At 46.5% G+C, this 19,016-nt stretch carries 15 protein-coding genes; 6 read left to right on the forward strand and 9 right to left on the reverse strand.

Annotation, left to right across the window (positions count from 1 at the left end; translation table 11 throughout):
• Positions 1-824: 824 nt before the first annotated feature.
• The 4 genes from ACAY30_RS13590 to plsB form a co-directional block, all read right to left on the reverse strand.
• Complete coding sequence (locus tag ACAY30_RS13590; RefSeq protein ID WP_290252636.1) at positions 825-1,466, reverse strand: outer membrane beta-barrel protein; 642 nt, start codon at positions 1,464-1,466, stop codon at positions 825-827.
• Between the two features lie 145 nt (positions 1,467-1,611).
• Complete coding sequence (locus tag ACAY30_RS13595) at positions 1,612-3,618, reverse strand: alpha/beta hydrolase domain-containing protein (protein WP_290252637.1); 2,007 nt, start codon at positions 3,616-3,618, stop codon at positions 1,612-1,614.
• Between the two features lie 284 nt (positions 3,619-3,902).
• Complete coding sequence (locus tag ACAY30_RS13600; protein ID WP_290252638.1) at positions 3,903-4,031, reverse strand: hypothetical protein; 129 nt, start codon at positions 4,029-4,031, stop codon at positions 3,903-3,905.
• A 155-nt stretch (positions 4,032-4,186) separates the two neighbouring features.
• Positions 4,187-6,613 (reverse strand): glycerol-3-phosphate 1-O-acyltransferase PlsB, encoded by a 2,427-nt coding sequence (plsB, locus tag ACAY30_RS13605; protein WP_290252639.1) that lies wholly within the window; start codon positions 6,611-6,613, stop codon positions 4,187-4,189.
• Between the two features lie 330 nt (positions 6,614-6,943).
• Between plsB and ACAY30_RS13610 the strand changes: the two genes are divergently transcribed.
• Together ACAY30_RS13610 and ACAY30_RS13615 are read left to right on the forward strand one after the other, a co-directional pair.
• Positions 6,944-7,696, forward strand: coding sequence for an electron transfer flavoprotein subunit beta/FixA family protein (locus tag ACAY30_RS13610; RefSeq protein ID WP_290252640.1), 753 nt, complete (start codon positions 6,944-6,946; stop codon positions 7,694-7,696).
• The gene (locus ACAY30_RS13615; protein ID WP_290252641.1) at positions 7,693-8,619 is read left to right on the forward strand and encodes an electron transfer flavoprotein subunit alpha/FixB family protein; all 927 of its coding nucleotides are present in this window, start codon (positions 7,693-7,695) and stop codon (positions 8,617-8,619) included. Before ACAY30_RS13610 ends, ACAY30_RS13615 begins: the two co-directional genes overlap by 4 nt.
• An 86-nt stretch (positions 8,620-8,705) precedes the next feature.
• On the opposite strand, the gene ACAY30_RS13620 is transcribed toward ACAY30_RS13615, so the two are convergent.
• The 3 genes from ACAY30_RS13620 to ACAY30_RS13630 are packed head-to-tail and all read right to left on the reverse strand — an operon-like array spanning position 8,706 to position 11,176.
• Complete coding sequence (locus ACAY30_RS13620) at positions 8,706-9,908, reverse strand: acetyl-CoA C-acyltransferase (protein ID WP_290252642.1); 1,203 nt, start codon at positions 9,906-9,908, stop codon at positions 8,706-8,708.
• Between the two features lie 27 nt (positions 9,909-9,935).
• Positions 9,936-10,391 (reverse strand): MaoC family dehydratase, encoded by a 456-nt coding sequence (locus tag ACAY30_RS13625; RefSeq protein WP_290252643.1) that lies wholly within the window; start codon positions 10,389-10,391, stop codon positions 9,936-9,938.
• 2 nt (positions 10,392-10,393) lie between these two features.
• Positions 10,394-11,176: an SDR family oxidoreductase gene (locus ACAY30_RS13630; protein WP_290252644.1), complete on the reverse strand. Its 783-nt coding sequence runs from the start codon at positions 11,174-11,176 to the stop codon at positions 10,394-10,396.
• Between the two features lie 307 nt (positions 11,177-11,483).
• On the opposite strand from ACAY30_RS13630, the gene ACAY30_RS13635 reads away from it, so the two are divergent.
• Positions 11,484-11,822, forward strand: coding sequence for a tRNA-binding protein (locus ACAY30_RS13635; protein WP_290252645.1), 339 nt, complete (start codon positions 11,484-11,486; stop codon positions 11,820-11,822).
• A gap of 82 nt (positions 11,823-11,904) precedes the next feature.
• On the opposite strand, the gene ACAY30_RS13640 is transcribed toward ACAY30_RS13635, so the two are convergent.
• Positions 11,905-12,945, reverse strand: coding sequence for a Rieske 2Fe-2S domain-containing protein (locus ACAY30_RS13640; protein ID WP_290252646.1), 1,041 nt, complete (start codon positions 12,943-12,945; stop codon positions 11,905-11,907).
• Between the two features lie 138 nt (positions 12,946-13,083).
• Positions 13,084-14,445 (reverse strand): MFS transporter, encoded by a 1,362-nt coding sequence (locus ACAY30_RS13645; protein ID WP_290252647.1) that lies wholly within the window; start codon positions 14,443-14,445, stop codon positions 13,084-13,086.
• A gap of 261 nt (positions 14,446-14,706) precedes the next feature.
• Here ACAY30_RS13645 and ACAY30_RS13650 point away from each other — a divergent pair, with 261 nt between their 5' ends.
• The 3 genes from ACAY30_RS13650 to ACAY30_RS13660 all read left to right on the forward strand — a co-directional run bounded on the left by ACAY30_RS13650 (position 14,707) and on the right by ACAY30_RS13660 (position 18,942).
• Positions 14,707-16,428, forward strand: a complete 1,722-nt coding sequence (locus ACAY30_RS13650; protein ID WP_290252648.1) for a class I adenylate-forming enzyme family protein — start codon at positions 14,707-14,709, stop codon at positions 16,426-16,428.
• Between the two features lie 231 nt (positions 16,429-16,659).
• Positions 16,660-17,883: an acyl-CoA dehydrogenase family protein gene (locus ACAY30_RS13655; RefSeq protein ID WP_290252649.1), complete on the forward strand. Its 1,224-nt coding sequence runs from the start codon at positions 16,660-16,662 to the stop codon at positions 17,881-17,883.
• A gap of 15 nt (positions 17,884-17,898) precedes the next feature.
• Positions 17,899-18,942, forward strand: a complete 1,044-nt coding sequence (locus ACAY30_RS13660; RefSeq protein WP_290252650.1) for a ferredoxin--NADP reductase — start codon at positions 17,899-17,901, stop codon at positions 18,940-18,942.
• The last annotated feature ends 74 nt before the right edge of the window (positions 18,943-19,016 follow it).

The raw sequence follows: 19,016 nt of genomic DNA on the forward strand, positions 1-19,016 counted from the left end.
TCTCTATTCATTTTAATGTGGCTTTGATAGGCAGCTTTGTGCCAGTCAGAGTCGCTCAAATAATTACAAACAATTCAGCGTCATCCCATCATGCTTTTGGATGGGATCTCCTTCAGTTTCGATGTAGCTTGACCGGCCGAAAAGTGCCATTTTCTGCCCGTTAGCAATTGCTAATATACGCTGGTTTCGAGGTAATAACACCTCAATAAGTGGCGCAAAATAGTTGGCTAAAATAAGCGAGGCACGAGCGCAGCCAACTGTTTTGCGTCCATGACTTTATTGCCTTGTTATGGGGATCTGCGCAACTTAAAAAGCTTAAATAAAAAGGCTAAACCAAAACAAATTAAACAAAGGGTTATAAAGCGATCAAAATTTGCTATATGAGTATTGTCAATATTCTCAGGAGATGAAAAAGCGCCTAAGAAATATAAGCCGATTGTCCATCCGACCAAAATCGGGCTGAATTTGTCAAACGCAAAATGAAAAGCATTCTTGACGTCCTCTAACACTCTTTTGATCCTCATAACAGTTGCAATAAGTGGAAATATCCATGAAACACGGAATTATTCCACGTTTTATTAAATGATAATTATCGGTATTACTAAACCGACCGTTGATCGCTCGCAACAGCCGTTCGTCAGTGCATGTATTAATCAATAACTTACGCTCTAACTACGACCGATGCAAACCTACCAACAGCGGTCAGCTATGAAAGATGTCGAACGTTATTACAACGAAAGAACATTTAGCTTGACTGAATGGTTAAACATCAGAAACATAGATGCTCGATAGAGTTTAAACTGCGTTTTTAACTATCTAAGTAGTTAAAAATTATACGTTGCTCCGATAGATAGTGAATCTACTTCATCACCGTCTACATCAAATAACTCATACTCAACCCGCAGTGAAATCCTATTCCATTCATAAGAAACCCCTGCTCCATAAAATAAATCAGAACCGTCATTTGAATCTGACAAAGAATAACTTTGACTTGGTATCTCAGGATTATTAGATATTTGATTTAATGTACTATTGAAGTCAGTGTCCCACATAAAAACACCTGCTTTGGCATACAGCGAAAACTTATCTAAAACAGGATAAGAAACAACAGCATTAAGGATGTATCCATCAACTTCTAAGGAGCCACTTATTTGATTATCAAACGTTTCAATTGGTACTCCAGGATAACTTGGGATAGCTAGACTATATAACTCGGAAAACTTTAATTCTCCTAAACTTAAATAACCGCCTTCTAACCCTAAATATTGATTGTATTTATAACCTACAATTGCTTTAAATGAAGTATCTGAATCGTCTTCACCATCAGCCAAAAACTCATGAGTAGGTAAATCATAATTAGCTTGACCAATTAATCCACCTAAATAGAAATTACTTGTCTGTGAATTTGCTGTAGTTGAAAAAATACACGTGGATAAAACTAAAATTGGTAAGCTCAATGATTTCATTTATATTCCTTTATGATCATATTGTTTTTATTAAATTTTGAGTGTCTGTTTCACGCTCACGGATTTTGCCCCAATAAAATCGACAGTTAATTAACGCCAATTGAGCCAAACACACACAACAAAGGTCAACAGGGCCTAGAGTAACTTATGGTTGTTTGGTCGCTGGCTCTGTTTTTTTCACGACCGAGATAATCGGCTCTGGCTGCGACATACTCCATTCCCATAACCAAGACGCTTGCTTTTGAACTCTAGGGAGATCGCGAGCTAAAAGCCAACCCTGTTTCACACTTTGTTGCGCAATCAGATTTATATGGCTGATGTATGCTTGGCGATTTTGATAACGGGTAATGATCTTATCCTTAGGCCAACGTCGGGTAGCGCCTCTAAAATCACTCATCTCTTCACTGGCAAACAAGCCGTAACGCAAGCTCCAAGGAATAAACGTGGCAATGGGAGCCTCAATAAGTGGATGGCGAATACCGCCCAACTCGTGTCCATTGGTATCGACCTTGGCTACACTTGGCACAATTTCTGCGAGCACCATAGGCGGCTGATTGGTAATAATCCCTTTAGACCAGTCTTTGCCGTAGTCCAGTGCGTAAGCCGTGTGTGGTTTGAACGGTTTTTGCACGCCTAACCAAGCCGGTAATTGGTAATGAGAGAATGGCGTCAAGGTGTGATCAGCGTACTTGGGGTAAGCGCTGTTAGGCGGCAGTTTTGAGTCAATAACCCAATCACTTAAATGAGTTAACAATGCCCTGAGTTGTACGCGAAAATCAATTGGATTACCTTGGAATAGGTTATCGCTTTGCTCTATTGGCGTTAGCGCTTGTTGGTCTTCTACATAATGCTGCGTCGATGCCAAGTGATAAATGCGCTCGTTGTCTAATGGCTCCACATCGTGGACACCTTTAGTGTGAATAAGGGCAGCAGCGCGTCCCCAGTACTCATATCCCGTATTGGTATAAAAGATATTCGGATAAAACGGATCGTGATGTTGTTTTAGCAGACCGTCTTTCTTGTTGGTGATTGGCGAACGAGTTCGCTCACTGGTAAATGGAAAAATATCAGTGGGATAGAAAAATGCTGACATCCGATGGCCATCGCGAGATGGCTGTGCAAAGCGGTGATTAAAACTGCCGCGTCCCGCACCAGCCGTATGAATTAACATGCCATCGAACGCTTTACTGCCGGTTTCAGTTTCGTTGAAGCCTTGATAGAGAAACTGACGTAAAAAGCGACCTGTTTGCGAGACCCCAAAAGCAATGGTTTTATCGACCTTAAACGGGCTACTCGCTTGCTTTAAATAGTCCGCCGTGTCGCGGATAATTGCCAATCCAATTCCGGCAACTAGAGGATCTTTGGCAGGGTAAATCAACTCGTAAATACCTGGCTCAAAACGCCCAGCTATCGACTTGCCGTCAGAGCTAAACTGCCAATCTTCTCTAGAGACAATGCTCTTTAGACCATCTCGACTGACCCGATAAGTTAACCAAGCTTCTTGCTGTTGCGCAAAATCAACGGGGTAAACGGTTTCGATTACATTGGGGCGGTGAGCGAGAGACAGCAGAGATTTGGCGCTATCGACCGTCCAGTCACTGCGCACCCAACCAGTTTGTCCAGTAACACGAGGCAATTGCGCGCGCATGATATGTTTATCCGATGCTTTAACATCGCCTTGCCAACCAACCCAAACAAGCGACAAACCAAGTTCTTGAATTAAACCATCGCCAAGGTGCATTGACGACGATGGTATATCGCTGCTAGAGGCAAAGTTAAAGTAACGCAGGGATGCCTTGGAGCCTCGATTAGAGACTTCAACTAAGGCGCCTTTGCGCTGCTCAGGGTTCTTATTTTGGATAATTAAATAATTGGCGCTCGCGGTTACAAACCCACTGGCATTCGTCTTAGCCAACGACAAGTCTACAATCGCTTGGTTAGCATGGTGCTTTGGGTCTAAGCCCAATTCAAATTGACCGGCGATAACTTCGTACTGTTGGCCTTTAAAACTGTATTCGTATTTTTTATCAACCGTATTGCCAATAATTTTGGCGTCAACTGCATGTGGCATCAATAACCACATGCTACAGCAAAACGTCAATATCAGCTTAGAGAGCCCACTTTTGCCGATTATTAACTTCTGTAACCACATAACCATATACATCCTTTTATTATTATAAAACAGATATTAACCGCGTCAGTTGAAAATGCAAGACGTAGCGAGCAACGCAAGCGATAAACTTAACAGTTATTGCGCTATGGTGATCTACTATTGCGTAAATTGACTGAAATAGTAACTAATACTTTGTTATATATTAAAAATTTTTAGTTTTAGTCGCTAACTAACGAGAGGGATTGGTCAGCGCGGCTCGAGCGGAATGCGTCAATAGCCACGCTAATAATTGAGCTGATAATTGAAGTTTTGCCCGCTAATTGTTAGCTATCGGCACTGACTTTGCTCATAAAAAAGTAAACGTAAAAACTACAAATGGCGAGCACTGTCAGCAAACCGCCGAAGGCAAACCAAATAACCGGATCGTTAAGTAAAAAGCCTATATTATTCATAACTTATTCCACACTTCTAACAATGGTTTATTCGCTTACAGCATAGAAAAACTGGCGACTAAAGACTCTGATCCAGATCAACAATCACCGCAAAAACAAAAAAAGGAGCAATATCAATTGCTCCTTTTTGATCAACTCGAATGATATGCACTGTATTAAGAATGCAAAATGCTTTGCAGTACTCTTGGTTCGATTAAGTGCTCTATGGTCTCATTGAGCTCAGCCAATTTACTGGTGCCGATGAAATTGCCCTGTTCATTCGATTCGATGTATTCGTAGTTGCGCAGCGCATTAACCACCGCAGTCTGGGCTTTTTTATCAATAAATTCTGGCGCGTTGATATTGTGTAGAGTCGACATCCGCTCAGCCAACGCAGTCGCGTCACTTTCTAAGTTAGAACGCGGAATGGGCGAAGAGCTATTGATAATTTTTAGTACCACGGCATATCGCTGTACCGTTTCACTAATCGTGGCCGCCATAATGTTCAAGGTGTGAATCGCCTTGTTGTCATTGTTTAAGCTCCAGTAGCCTGCTTTCGACTGCTTGATATACTGTTGTTGCTCAAAGTAATGCAGTAAAGCTTCTGTTTGGGCCACAATATCATCATGGCTTTGCCATAAGAACAACTCGGCTTTGATTAACTGCATGAGTTGCTCAACCTTGTTATCGATTTCAGCCGTAGTCAGTTTGTCGTAGGTTTTCAATAAACGGCACACCACGCCCGGTAGCATGTAGGTGTGTAAAATGTTGTTGCGATAATAACTCATTTCCAAACACGCCTGTTCAGAAAGTGAAATAATTTGCCCCATTTTATCGTCTATCACATCGACTTTATTCAGCGTGATCACCGAATCAACCAGCTCGCGTCCGCTTTCTTCTGGAATGTAGATTTGATCGCTAAACGGAACCGCTTTTTGCACCGCGATAAAGAAATCCAGCTGCGATTCCAACTCGCTGCGAGTCAGCGCTTTATTTTCGGATGTCAGCAAAATCAACGCAGTTAACGTGACCGAGTTAAGAGCCGCTGCCTTATTGATTTCAACCATCACTTGGTCAGCAATGTTGTTGACCACGGGCGACAACCACTGAGGTTTGGGTGGGTTTACCGGATCAATACTTTGCTTCCAATCCGGTTGATGCTCTGATAAATAGCTGTTGAGGTTGATCGGTTCGCCAAAGTTTACATACCCTTTACCGTAATTGCGCAGTTTGCGAATCGCCTTAACCACGCCAAATGCCGATTCCTTTTGCTTGCCACTGCCCTTGAGTTCTTTGTGGTAACTGGCAACTTCCATCACGTGCTCATAGCCCAAATACACAGGCACAAGCGTCAATGGGCGTTCAATGCCTTTAAGCATGCTTTGCACGGTCATCGCTATCATTCCGGTCTTTGGTTGCAATAAGCGCCCGGTGCGGCTGCGTCCACCTTCGGTGTAGTATTTCACTGGATAGCCCAAGCTGAACAGTAGTCCCAGATATTCGCGAAAAATTGTCGAGTACAAGCGATTACCGCGAAAGCTGCGGCGAATGAAAAATGCTCCCGCTTTTCTAAAAATGGGACCTGCAGGCCAAAAGTTTAAATTGATACCTGCGGCAATTCGTGGTGTTGCTAGCCCTTGTTGGTAAATCACATAGGTTAGCAATAAGTAATCCATATGTGAGCGATGACACGGCACATAAATAATTTCATGCCCGGCTTGTGACAATTCGCGCAAGCGGTCGCCATTTTTGACTTCAATCCCACTGTATAAACGATTCCAAAGCCAAGTTAATACGCGATCGCCTAAACGAATAACAACCGGACGGTAATCAGCGGCGATTTCTTCCATTATATCCCGCGCCTGTTGTTTTATTTGTTGCTCGCTTTTGCCTTTCGCTTTGGCTTCGTCTTTGATCAGCTGCTTAATCGCAGGATTGGCAAACAAGGCGGTAAATTTTTGGTCTAGGTCTAATAAACGCGGACCGGTCGCGGCAACAGATTGACGGAAAAAGTGAATGCGCGACATGCGAAGTAACTTGCGCGCAGCCACCTCATCTGCACCTTGCGTATCGGTCAGCTCGCGCAGCGAGACCGCCTGGCTAAAACGCACCAGTGCATCACGACCTAAAAACAGCACAATAAAAAATTTGCGCAAAAAGTTTGGCGACGCTTCATCGGCGATCACATCGCTGACGTTGACCTTTGCCTTACCAGGCTTACGCCCCCACAACAAGTTGGCCGGGATAAGTGTCGCGTCGCGGTTGGTATCTTTTAAATGAGCCTGTAACAGCGCTAAAGACGAAGGTAATGCACGGGTTTTTGCCGGCTTGACCCAAGGAAAGATAGAGCTTGGTCGCTCCAAGCAAATACAGCGTTCCATCACTTGACCGTTAACGTCCACTTTTTCCAACGGATCGGGTAAGTTCAACGACTTACAGGCCATTTTCAGGGTCAGTAAGTCACTAGCTGATTGATGGCGAATAACGTAAAAAACATCTTGGCTATCACCTAACTGAAGCGCGTCTGCGGTATCGGGAATCACCTTACATTTAACCAATAAACGCACAGGTAGTGATAATAAAAAATAAAGCAAAGATCTCATGGTAAACGGTGTATCCTCGACAAACCAACGCGCTAACTAGATGCGCACTTTATAATCGCAATTCTATCACTATTATAGTGGCTGTTGCCACATTAGACTGCAGCCTTGTTTGGCCAGCACAGTTGTTTTACGTCAGCCCTATATACGTCAAATCACCACCGATTAATCACGTTAACGCTATCTGCGCACTAGCGACATTGCCAGTTAATCCGTTTGGGGTAGGTATTTGTAACGCCCGATGATTACATTAAAGATCAGTTAGATCTCGCTACCCTGGCAGGTTGATTACCAGCGCTAGCCAGATTGCGAGTAGCAGATAAAGGGGTATTTATGAAAATTCTGGTCCCAGTAAAACGGGTGATCGATTACAACGTCAAGGTTAAAGTAAAAGCCGATAAATCCGGGGTTGATTTAACCAATGTCAAAATGGCACTTAACCCATTTTGTGAGATTGCTATTGAAGAAGCGGTGCGACTTAAAGAACGCGGTATTGCCACTGATATTGTGGCGGTATCTATTGGTGATAAAGCATGCCAAGAGCAGTTGCGAACCGCGCTGGCCTTGGGTGCCGACCGAGCCATTCACGTCGAAGCGAACAACGACTTAGAGTCACTTCACATTGCCAAAATATTAACTAAATTGGTGGCCAAAGAATCACCGGATTTGATTATTCTCGGTAAACAAGCGATCGACTCTGATAACAATCAGACAGGACAAATGTTGGCAGCATTGTGTGATCTGCCACAGGGAACATTTGCCTCAAACGTCGATATTGATCAACAAACGGTCACCGTCACTCGTGAGGTCGATGGTGGCTTGCAGCGAGTTAATCTCGACTTACCTGCCGTGGTCACCACCGACTTGCGCCTCAATGAACCTCGTTACGCATCACTGCCCAATATTATGAAGGCCAAGCGAAAACCGCTTGAGCACATTCACGTCGATGAATTGGGCTTAACGCTATCACCAACGCTTACTATCGTTGAAGTTGATAACCCACCTACACGAGATGCCGGTGTCAAAGTAGCTGATGTGGCTGAACTGGTGGCAAAATTAAAAAATCAAGCAAAGGTGATTTCATGAGTACATTAGTTATTGCAGAGCATCAGCAAGGTGCGTTGAAAATTGACACATACAAAGCGATTAACGCCGCATCACAAATCGGCGCAGACATCGATGTATTAGTTTGCGGTGAACTGCTTAACGCAATTGCCGACGAAATCTGCACAATCTCAGGCGTTAAGCGAGTTTTGGTTTTAGACCACAGCGATTATGCACATCAATTAGCTGAAACCACCGCAGAGGTGGTGCTATCAATTGCGGAAAATTATCAACACATCATCACCCCAGCAACGACCACAGGTAAAAACTTCATGCCACGAGTGGCGGCGCGTCTTGACGTCTGCCAAATCTCAGATATCTGCGCCGTTATCGATAGCAATACCTTTAAACGCCCGATCTATGCGGGTAATGTGATTGCCACGGTTAAATCGTCAGATCAAATTAAAGTTATCACCGTGCGCAGTTCGGCTTTTGATGCTGCCGAGCACGGCAACCAAGCGCCACAAGTTGTCGTTGAGCCAGTGACGGCTAGCAGTAAAGCGCGTTTTATTGACCAGCAGTTTAATCAATCTGAACGCCCTGAGCTGAATGCGGCCAACGTTATTGTTTCAGGTGGCCGAGGTATGCAAAACGGAGAAAACTTTAGCTTGTTAGAGGGGGTTGCCGACAAACTCGGTGCTGCCATTGGTGCCTCACGCGCAGCAGTTGACGCAGGCTTTGTTGCCAACGATATGCAAGTAGGCCAAACCGGTAAGATTGTTGCCCCTGATTTGTACATCGCCGTTGGTATTTCGGGCGCGATACAACACTTAGCGGGGATGAAAGACTCGAAAGTGATCGTCGCCATCAACAAAGATGAAGAAGCGCCGATATTTCAGGTTGCAGATTACGGTTTAGTGGATGACTTATTTACGGTACTACCTGAGTTGGAAAACGCCCTGTAAGTAGGATACAGACACAATAAAAAAAGCGAGCCAGGGAGTAATTGGCTCGCTTTTTTTATTTATTATTTTCGGTTACCGAGAGGCTATTAACACACTTCAAATAAACCGGCGGCGCCCATGCCACCACCGATACACATGGTAACCACAACATATTTCGCATTGCGGCGCTTACCTTCTAACAACGCATGCCCCACCATGCGCGAACCCGACATGCCAAATGGATGACCAATAGCAATCGCACCGCCATTGACATTTAATTTTTCAAGCGGGATGTTGAGCTCTTTTTGGCAATAAAGAACTTGGCAGGCAAACGCTTCGTTAAGCTCCCAAAGGTCTATATCATCTACCGTTAAACCGTGGCGCTCTAGCAGTTTTGGCACGGCGTAAACTGGGCCAATACCCATTTCATCCGCATCGCAACCGGCAACCGCAATACCGCGATAAATGCCAAGCGGTTGAATACCGCGTTTTTCCGCTTCTTCACGCGCCATTACCACACAGGCTGAAGCGCCATCGGATAATTGTGAGGCATTACCCGCTGTGATATATTCGCCCTGCTTAACGACGTTACCATCGCGCCACACAGGTTCTAATTGCGCCAAACTTTGCTCGCTGGTGTTCGGTCGATTACACTCGTCTTTGTCTAACGTTACCGTCTGATACGATGTGGTTTTTGTTTCCTTGTCAAACACCGCTTGACGAGTCGTAAATGGTGCAATTTCAGCCTCAAACAAACCGGCTTGCTGAGCGTTTGCTGTTCGCTGCTGGCTGAGCAAGCTATACGCATCTTGTTCTTGGCGGCTAATTGCGTAGCGCTTAGCAACAATCTCAGCAGTTTCAATCATCGGCATGTAGGCGTGTGGGTCCTGTTCCTTTACGCATTCTGCTTGATTGCGATATACATTTTTGTGTTTGTTCTGAACCAGCGAAATAGACTCTAGACCACCGGCAACCGCAATGTCGTATTCATTGCACATAATACTTTTCGCCGCGGTGGCAATTGCCATCAGACCTGATGAACACTGACGTTCAATGGCCATACCCGCAACGCTATTTGGCAAGCCAGCTGCAACCGCACACAAACGACCTAAATTGTATGACTGAGTGCCTTGCTGCGCTGCCGCGCCCATGATCACATCATCGACCTCATTGCCTTTAATGCCGACTTTTTCAAGTGCATGCTTAACCACATGACCACCCATTGCAGGGGCTTCGGTATCATTTAACGAGCCTCGAAAGGCCTTGCCTATCGCCGTTCGCGCGGTGGCGACAATAACAGCTTCTCTCATTTTTATATCCTGTTTTTTCTCATTGGCTTAAGGGTAGTAGCGCGATATTGTGTCAACGACACAAGCGGGACGCTGCTCACCTTCAATTAACACACTGACTCGTATGGTGACTTGAATAGCACCTTTTATTTCAACGACGTCGACGATTTGGCCGTGCCCACAAATACGCGAACCAACCGGTACCGAATTTGGAAAGCGAACTTTGTCACAACCGTAGTTAACGCCCATGCTGATATTTTGTACATCGACCAACTGCGGTAAAAAGTAATTTACCAACGACAACGTTAAGTAGCCGTGCGCAATACAAGCGCCAAAAGGTCCTTTCGCTGCCTTTTCAGGATCAACGTGAATCCATTGATGGTCGCCCGTTGCTTCAGCGAATAAATCAATACGGCTTTGCTCTATCTCAATCCACGGCGTTTGGCCTAAGTCTTTACCCTTGGCCGATAACAATTCATTGGGATGGGAAAATACGGTACTCATCGCTATGCTCTCTGACTGCTTACCGAAACGACTTCACCGGTCATATAACTGCTGTAATCACTGGCGAGGAACATCATTACATTGGCAATTTCCCACACTTCAGCAGCTCGACCGAACGCTTCTTTTTCACTCAAATGTTTGAGTAGCGTTTCAGGCGCCGATTTCTTCAAAAAGTCGTGCATTGCAATACTCGGGCTTACTGCATTAATACGCACATTACTCTCGGCAGCTTCCATCGCGACGCATCGAGTTAACGCCATTACGCCTGCTTTTGCCGCCGCGTAGTGACTTTGCTCTTGTTGTGCGCGCCATCCCAACACCGAGGCATTGTTAATGATCACGCCAGTTTGGCGTTCACTCATATGTGGCAGAATCGCCCGCATCATTCGCATCGTACCGGTGAGCGAAACATCAATCACCTTGTGCCATTGCTGATCGGTCATTTCCACCAGTTTAGTGCTACCGCCTAAGCCCGCGTTGTTAATCAATACATCAACCCCACCCGTGGTGCGAATTGCATAGTCAATCAGTTCATCAACCTGATCTTGCTGAGTGACGTCACAGCTGAAACCAAATACCGATTGCAATGGTGTTTCTTGTTTAATACGAGCAACAGCCTCTTCAATTCGCTGCGGATGAATATCACTGATAATTAAATGCTTACAGCCCTCTTCTGCTGCCTTTTTCGCTGCTGCGAAACCGATTCCTGAGCCTGCGGCTGCGGTGATCAACACGGTCTTATTAGTCAACAGACCATGACCTTTTACATAATGTGGGGTTTGCATAACTACTCCTTTTTTGATGCACCATTATTGCCTCAGCAATAAGGTCAACTCATCGTCAACTCGGACTAAATACACGATTCGCGGCGATATTAGCTGCCCCTGCGAACAACTGTCGGTGAGTTAGCAGATGTTAATGCAATGGTGTCAAATCAAGGTCATTGACCAACATATGCTGTGTGTCGTAACGCTTTGTATATCCATGCACTTTGGCTTATGCTAACCAACGGGGATGGCGTTTTGGTGCGAGGTGTCGCAACCCAAGTGAAGCGCCATGCCATCGAACGTATTACCGGTATTGAGGAGCGTTATGGAATATATACAGTGGACTGACTTTGCCAAAGTCGACCTTCGCGTTGGTACCATAGTTGAGGTCACCGATTTCGCCGAAGCGCGTAAACCCGCGTATAAATTACGAGTCGATTTTGGCGAACAGATAGGGATCAAAAAGTCGAGTGCTCAAATTACTGATCTTTACAGCAAGGAGACACTGCTTGGCAAACAGGTACTTGCTGTGGTTAATTTTGAGGCCAAACAAATAGGCCCGTTTATGTCAGAGTGCTTGATTACCGGCTGTCATCGCCCTGATGGTTCGGTTGTACTCGCCACTGTAGATTTGCCATTGCCCAATGGTGCTAAACTCGCTTAACAGGTTGGCTTATAAGGGGCGATAAAAAAGGCCAAATGCGACTGCACTTGGCCTTTCGATATTATCTAAAATATTGGCTAGATTAGGATTCTTCGCTATAGGCAACGGCACCTTTCGGTACGTAGACTCCTTCACACTTGTCCAAAAACTCTTGCTGACGCGCACGCGGGTTATAAAATTGCTTATACCAAATGCGGGCTTTCATAAATGGACCATCGCTTGGTAAAAACATACCGTTTAAGCACGCTTCTTTATTTGTCCAAACTTCAAAGTCCTGTGCAAATGCCAGGCGACTTGCTTCTTGGAATTGTGCGGCAAAAATTTTATCTTGGGTGGTCACTTTAGCACTGCCCGACGGCGACTTAACCAACAACGCATGCCAAACGTGGACTTTTCCGTCTGTAACCGGAGTATGACAAATCATCAGCACTGACTCGTAATAACCGGTTAAGCGAGACATCAACACGCCCGGACCGTGATAGGCGGTAATGGTATGCAAAATCGGGCTAACACCGTCTTCACCAACTAGTGTGCGATGTGGACCACATTGACGCTGTATTGCATAAATGCCTTTAAACTCATTCTCATAGCGCTGTACTGTCGAACCGTGAATCGGTGACAAATGACCGTAATCACAAATGTTATCAATGACTTCTTGTGGGTGATGGTTTAGTTCACCTAAGTCATCAAAATTCCACTGCACCCAGCTTTCGTCATCCCATTCAGGTAAACTTGGGTGATCCCAATCCGGTGCACCACCTTCAGGATCATGCCAAGTCCAAATCGCGCCCAAGCTTTCAACAACTGGCCAAGTTTTGACACACGCGGTTTTGGGGATCGGACCGTCGTGATATGGAATATCATCACACTCGCCTTTGTCATTGAATCGCCATGCGTGGTACGGACAGCGGATGCCATCTCCCTCAATGTTGGTACCACCACCGTCGATGATCACGTATGAGGTATCATTAGGTGCCGCTAAGTGCGTTTTCATGTGCGGGCAATATGCGTCCATAAGCACCACTTTACCCGTGGCTTGACCGCGGTATAAACAAAACTCGCGACCAAAAAATGTTAATGCTAACGGCTTATGGGTGTTAATTTGTTCAGATGTTGCAATCATGAACCACCCTCTTGGGTAAGTATACTCCCCAAGATTATAATCTTTTGAGGTTGCCATTCGCTCTCTCCTGTTTACTGTATTTGGCTCATTCTGCGTCACTTTATAGTGACGTACATACTCTATACGGACGATGGCTTGTTAACTTTGTTGTAACTGAGTAACTCGACGCGCATAACCGTTGACACCCAGTGCATAACACGCCGCGGCAACTAAGAAAAAACACAAGGTAATAGCCAAACCAATAGCCAACCCTTGCGCTTCGCCATGAGATGAAAATACATCGCTTAACACCCCAGTTAAAAACGGGCCAATACCGGCGCCACACAAGGTAACAAATAAGTTTAATACCGCCGCACCTGTGGCTCGTTGCTTGTCGGTGGTCAAGTGGCTGACCGCCGCATACGACAGGGTTGGCCACCAACTGTTAAAAAATGAAAAGAACACGACAAACAGCATGGCACTTGGCACGGCGATACTGCCAATCTGCCACATCGCATCGGCCGGCGAAAATAAGAAGGCTAAGCCAAATGGAAAACTGATAACGATGCCGATAATCGGTAACCAAAGCTGCCAACGCTTATCACTTTGGCTGCGCTTATCACAATACCAACCAGAAAATATCGAACCTACGGCGGCAAAGACACCACTAGCTAGACCAAACGACAAGCCAGCAATCGTTAAAGAAATATCCCAATGGCGCACCATAAATGACGGTACCCAAATACCAAAGCCATAGCCCGCCAAGCCGGCAAAGCCACTGGCCGTACACAGCCAAAACATACCCGGAATTTTAATGATTAGACCGAGGCGCTTGACCAACGACAAACTATCTTCAGCGGTTTTAACTGGCGCAGCTTGTTGTCTTTGTTGACGTGGATCTTTGGTAAACAACCAAAGCAATGCCGCCAACAACAATCCCGGGGCACCGAAAATATAAAACACGTAACGCCAACCGTATTCTTGGGCTATATAACCACCGGCAACCATAGCTGCCAGTAAACCAATGTGTGGTCCTAACATCATCACACTAATTGCTAACGAGCGACGGTTTTTAGGGTATAAATCTGACACCATAGATACCGACGGTGCCATGCCCCCTGCTTCGCCTACGGCTACCGTCATGCGCGCAATGACCAACTGCCAAAATTGAGCAACGGCACCACATGCCACAGTTGCCAGACTCCAGAGGGAACAACAAATGGCAATAATATTACGGCGATTGACACCTTTATCGGCCAGCTGCCCCATGGGTAAACTGATCAACGCATACAAACTGGCAAAGGCTAGGCCGGACAAAAAGCCCATAACAGAATCCGATACGCCAAATTCTTGGCGAATCGGCTCCATCACAATGGCAATTACGTTGCGATCGATAAACGAAAATACATAAATAAGCGCGAGCAGTAATAAAGTAAAGTGGGTGCGCCAATTAACGCGTGGCTCTGTTTGCGCTGGCAGCGCAGATTTATCTAGAGTAGAAACATTGCTGGAAGTGTTCATAATCGTCCTGACATTACAATTTGTGTCCCAGAATGTCGTCTAAATAACTTTACAACATCGTCCTTTTGGACCAATCAACACGCGAAACCGATGATTTGCGTTGTCGTTAAATCTCGACCATTATCTATACGGCAAGGTATTTTTGATAACGCCTCGAATGCTTGCCTCGCCGGTAAGTAAGCAAAGTTAATAACAACAATTGGCAAACACAACACTGCTGTAATGCTCTATCCAGTTCTGTTTGCACAACGGGAGAGGGATATGATTTCGCCGTCAGCAGCGACTATTCAACAGCAACTAACTCAACCAGGTGCCCCATTTGAGGTAGCTACCGATGAACAAACAGGCTTAGCCTACTACAAAAATGCAGCGACCAATTTAGCGGTAATGATTAACGATGCACGGCGCGAAGATGATGAACTATTTTTAGTTTATCAACATCAGCGTTGGAGTTATCGAGATTTCTATCAACGGGTCGATCGAACCGCGGCCTTTTTACAGGACCACGGTGTTACACCAGGTCAGCGCGTTGCTATTGCCATGCGCAATCGTCCTGAATGGTGTGTGTTTTTTGTCGCGACCGTACTCATTGGAGCGATACCCGCACCGTTAAATAGCTTTGGCTTAGGCGAGGAGTTATCTGTGGCCATTGACGATATTGCCGCCGACGTACTTATTTGTGATCAAATGCGCTTTAAGCGCATTGCCAACACGCGACAACAATTACCAAAATTAACCGTGTGCTTGTATCGCAATTCAGCAGATGAACAGGACACATTAGCACCATACCCACACCTCAATGGGATCGTTAATGCGCAACACGTATTTGCCCATGCAAACACACAATGGACACTTGGCCAACGCAGTGGCGATCAACAGGCGTTAATCCTGTTTACCTCGGGAGCCACCAATCGAGCCAAGGCAGTAGTTTCATCACATAACGCGGTATGCCAAGCGCTATTTAATATCAATTTCATTGCTGCTATTTCGGCGATGGCATCGCCAACAACCATCGCCTCAATACAACAACAAGCGCTCGCGCCGGTGGCGCTAACCGCCGTCCCGTTATTTCACGTCAGTGGCTTACACGCCCAACTACTCAGTGGTTTATTGTCATCAAGACGCTTGGTGTTTATTCGCAAGTGGCATCCAGATGCCGCACTGGCATTAATGGAACAAGAAAAAGTGACCGTATTTAACGGCGCACCAGCAATGACCATGCAATTGATGCGGCATCCTGAATTCACCTCGGGTGCGATTGGCCAGCGCATAGCCGGTCTTGGCTTTGGCGGTGCCGGTATACCGCGTAAATTAATCGCAAAGGTACGACACAGCATGGCCAATAAAATGGTCGGTATCGGCTATGGTATGACCGAAACAAACGGCGTTGCTGCAGCCGGTTCAGGGCAAATATTTTTCCACCAGCCCTATGCGTCAGGCCTTATTTCACCAATTATGCAAGTGCGTATTAAACGGGCGGACGGTTCAATTGGCGATATTGGTGATGTCGGCGAAATCCAACTCAAAGGGGTGACATTGTTAACTGGCTATGTCGACAGTCAAAACGGCGTCACCTCACCGCTTGATAGCGATGGTTGGTTGAGTACCGGCGATATTGGCTATATCGATGAAGATAACTATTTATTTGTCGTCGACCGACTCAAAGATATGATAAATCGCGCCGGTGAAAACATTTCTGCAGCAGAAGTAGAGTGTTGTTTGTTACAGCACGACGACGTCATCGAAGCAGGTGTGACCGGTATCAAGGATGACGAATTGGGCGAAGTGGTTGTTGCGGTTGTCAACAAACTACCGGCAAGTGATGTCAGTGAGTCAGATTTAATCGCCTTCTGCAGCCAACATTTAGCCGCCTACAAAGTGCCTTGCAAGGTTGTGCTAACCGAACAACCGCTACCCAGAAACCCTGCAGGCAAGTTGGTCAAAAACCAATTGAAACAGAGTTTTATACAACCTAACCAATAAGAGATGCTCAGAGTGACCATTCACAGCGGTTATTAGAGTGCTGCGATCCTTTATAGCCCCACATTATCAAGGGGCTTTAGTTACTCACCCTACGGACGCGTGTTAGTTATCGCCCGCTGTTACTGGCACAACGGCGCCAATACAGCGTGGCAAGTTAGTCCATATTGACGATGAGAAGTGTGCTAAATGGTGGACAATCGAGTTAGATTCCATAACGATGAGGTACACCACATGGGTGCTCAACTTAATGACGCAATTTTAGACCACATTTCTAACGATTACATGTCGACTGAGGCAAAAGCCTTGGTTGAAAAAGCCCACGCGCTCGGACCCTTATTGGCTGCTAACGCACACCAAGCCGATGAAGACGGCAAAGTCTGCCCTGAGGTTATCGCGGCGATTGACGAAGCCGGTTTGTTCCGCATTTTACAACCCAAGCGCTGGGGCGGCTATGAAATGGACCCACGCGTGTTTTATCGCTGTCAAATGGCGTTGGCTCAACACTGTATGTCAACGGCGTGGATGTACGGAGTCATTGGTGTGCACTTTTGGCAGTTATCGCTGTTTCCAGAGCAAGCACAACAAGATGTATGGGCGCAAAACCCAGCAACTTTAATTGCCTCAACGTATATGCCGGTAGGCAAAGCCGAGAAAGTGGACGGCGGTTACCGCTTATCGGGTCACTGGAAATTTTCAACCGGTGTGGAGCATTGCCAATGGTTGTTCTTAGGCGGCTTATTGCCCAACAGCGATGGCAGCGACGGCATGCAACACACCACGTTCTTGGTACCGGTGAGTGAGGTCACAGTGAAGAAGAACTGGGATGTCTTAGGTCTGCGCGGCACTGGTAGCCACGACATCATCGTCGACGATGTGTTTGTGCCGAGCCATCACACCAACTCAACCAATGACCACAGCGATGCGGCCTGTCCTGGTCGTGAGCACAACAGTGGTTGGTTGTATAATATTCCGTTTATTCAAGTGTTCCAACGCGCGGTCTCTTCGGCCTGTATCGGCGCATTAGATGGCACCATCAACAACTTTAGAGAGTACGCGGCGAGCCACGTCGGTGCGCACGGTGGTCAAACCGCACAAGACCCGAATGCGCAATTGGCGGTCAGTGAAGCGATGATGTTAAGCGACCAATTAAAACTGGTCTTATACCGCAATTACGAGCAAGTGGTACAAAACGCCTTAGCAGGGCAAGAAATGCCGGTAGAAGAGCGCTTGTTCCAACGCGCACAATCGGCCTATGTGGCCAAGTCGTGTGCCGAAAAGGTCAATGACATCATGCGCGCCACGGCGGCATCGGGCACCTATAAGAGCAACCCGATTGAGCGATTCTTTCGCGACTTAAACCAAGCGCGTGGCCATATCGCCAATAACGCCGATGCCTATTTGAGAGCGCACGGGGCGGTGATGCTGGGCTTACCTAACCAAGACCCGTTTGTTTAACAGGCGGGTTGTGTGATGAGTCTTTATCATGCCTTAACCGTGATGGATGTGCGTCATGAAACGGCGGACGCCTGTACCTTTACCTTTGGCGTGCCGACGCAATTGGCCGATAGCTATGCCTATCAAGCCGGCCAATTCTTAACGCTTAAGGTGCCTCACCCCGAAGGCGAGCTGTTGCGTTGTTATTCGATGTGCAGCGCGCCAACGCAAACGGTCAATGACCAGGTTCAATTGTCGATTACCGTCAAGCGGGTTGTTGACGGTCGCGCCTCAAACTACTTATGCGATAACATCACCCCGGGCTGTCGCCTTGAAGTGATGCGCCCAAGTGGGCTGTTCGTGGTCAACGACTGGCAACAAGACTTGTTGTTGTTTGCCGGTGGCAGTGGCATTACCCCAGTGTTTTCCATACTCAAGACCGCGCTTGCCCAAGGCAGTGGTCAAATACGCTTAATCTATGCCAATCGAGATGAGCGCAGCATCATCTTTTTGCACGAGCTCAATCAACTGCGCCAGCAATATCCCGAGCGCTTGGAGGTGGTTCACCTGCTCGATAGCTTACAAGGTGTGCCTCGCATCGGCTTGTTGCAGTCCTTGTGTTATGACATGCAAAGCGCACGCGCCTTTATTTGTGGCCCAGGTCCTTACATGGATGCGGCAGAAACGGCGCTGCACAACGCCGGTTTCAACGCCGACACCATTCACGTTGAGCGCTTTGTCTCACTGGACAGCGCCACAGCCAAACGCGATGAATCACGGCCACAAACGCCCAGTGATTCGGCTGAGGCCAGCACAGTTACCATCGATTTATACGGCACCACCCATGTGATTGATTGCGCCTATGGCGAAACTGTTCTCAATGCGGCACGTGAGCAAGGTGTTGAATTGCCGTATTCGTGTGAAGTCGGTATGTGCGCGTCGTGTATGTGTGAAGTCACCGACGGTGATGTTGAATTACGGCACAACGACGTACTGACCGAACGCGACTTAAACAACGGCATCACGCTGACCTGTCAAGCCGTCCCCAAAAGCAAAACGCTGCAGTTGAAATATACCTAGGCCGTGTTGACCTTGAGGCTGTGGCTAAAATCGCTTTGCTCTCAGTAGATTGATCAAACAAATAACAACACGCC

The sequence above is a fragment of the Thalassotalea ponticola genome (genome assembly GCF_041379045.1).
GTDB classification, from domain to species: Bacteria; Pseudomonadota; Gammaproteobacteria; order Enterobacterales; family Alteromonadaceae; genus Thalassotalea_A; species Thalassotalea_A ponticola.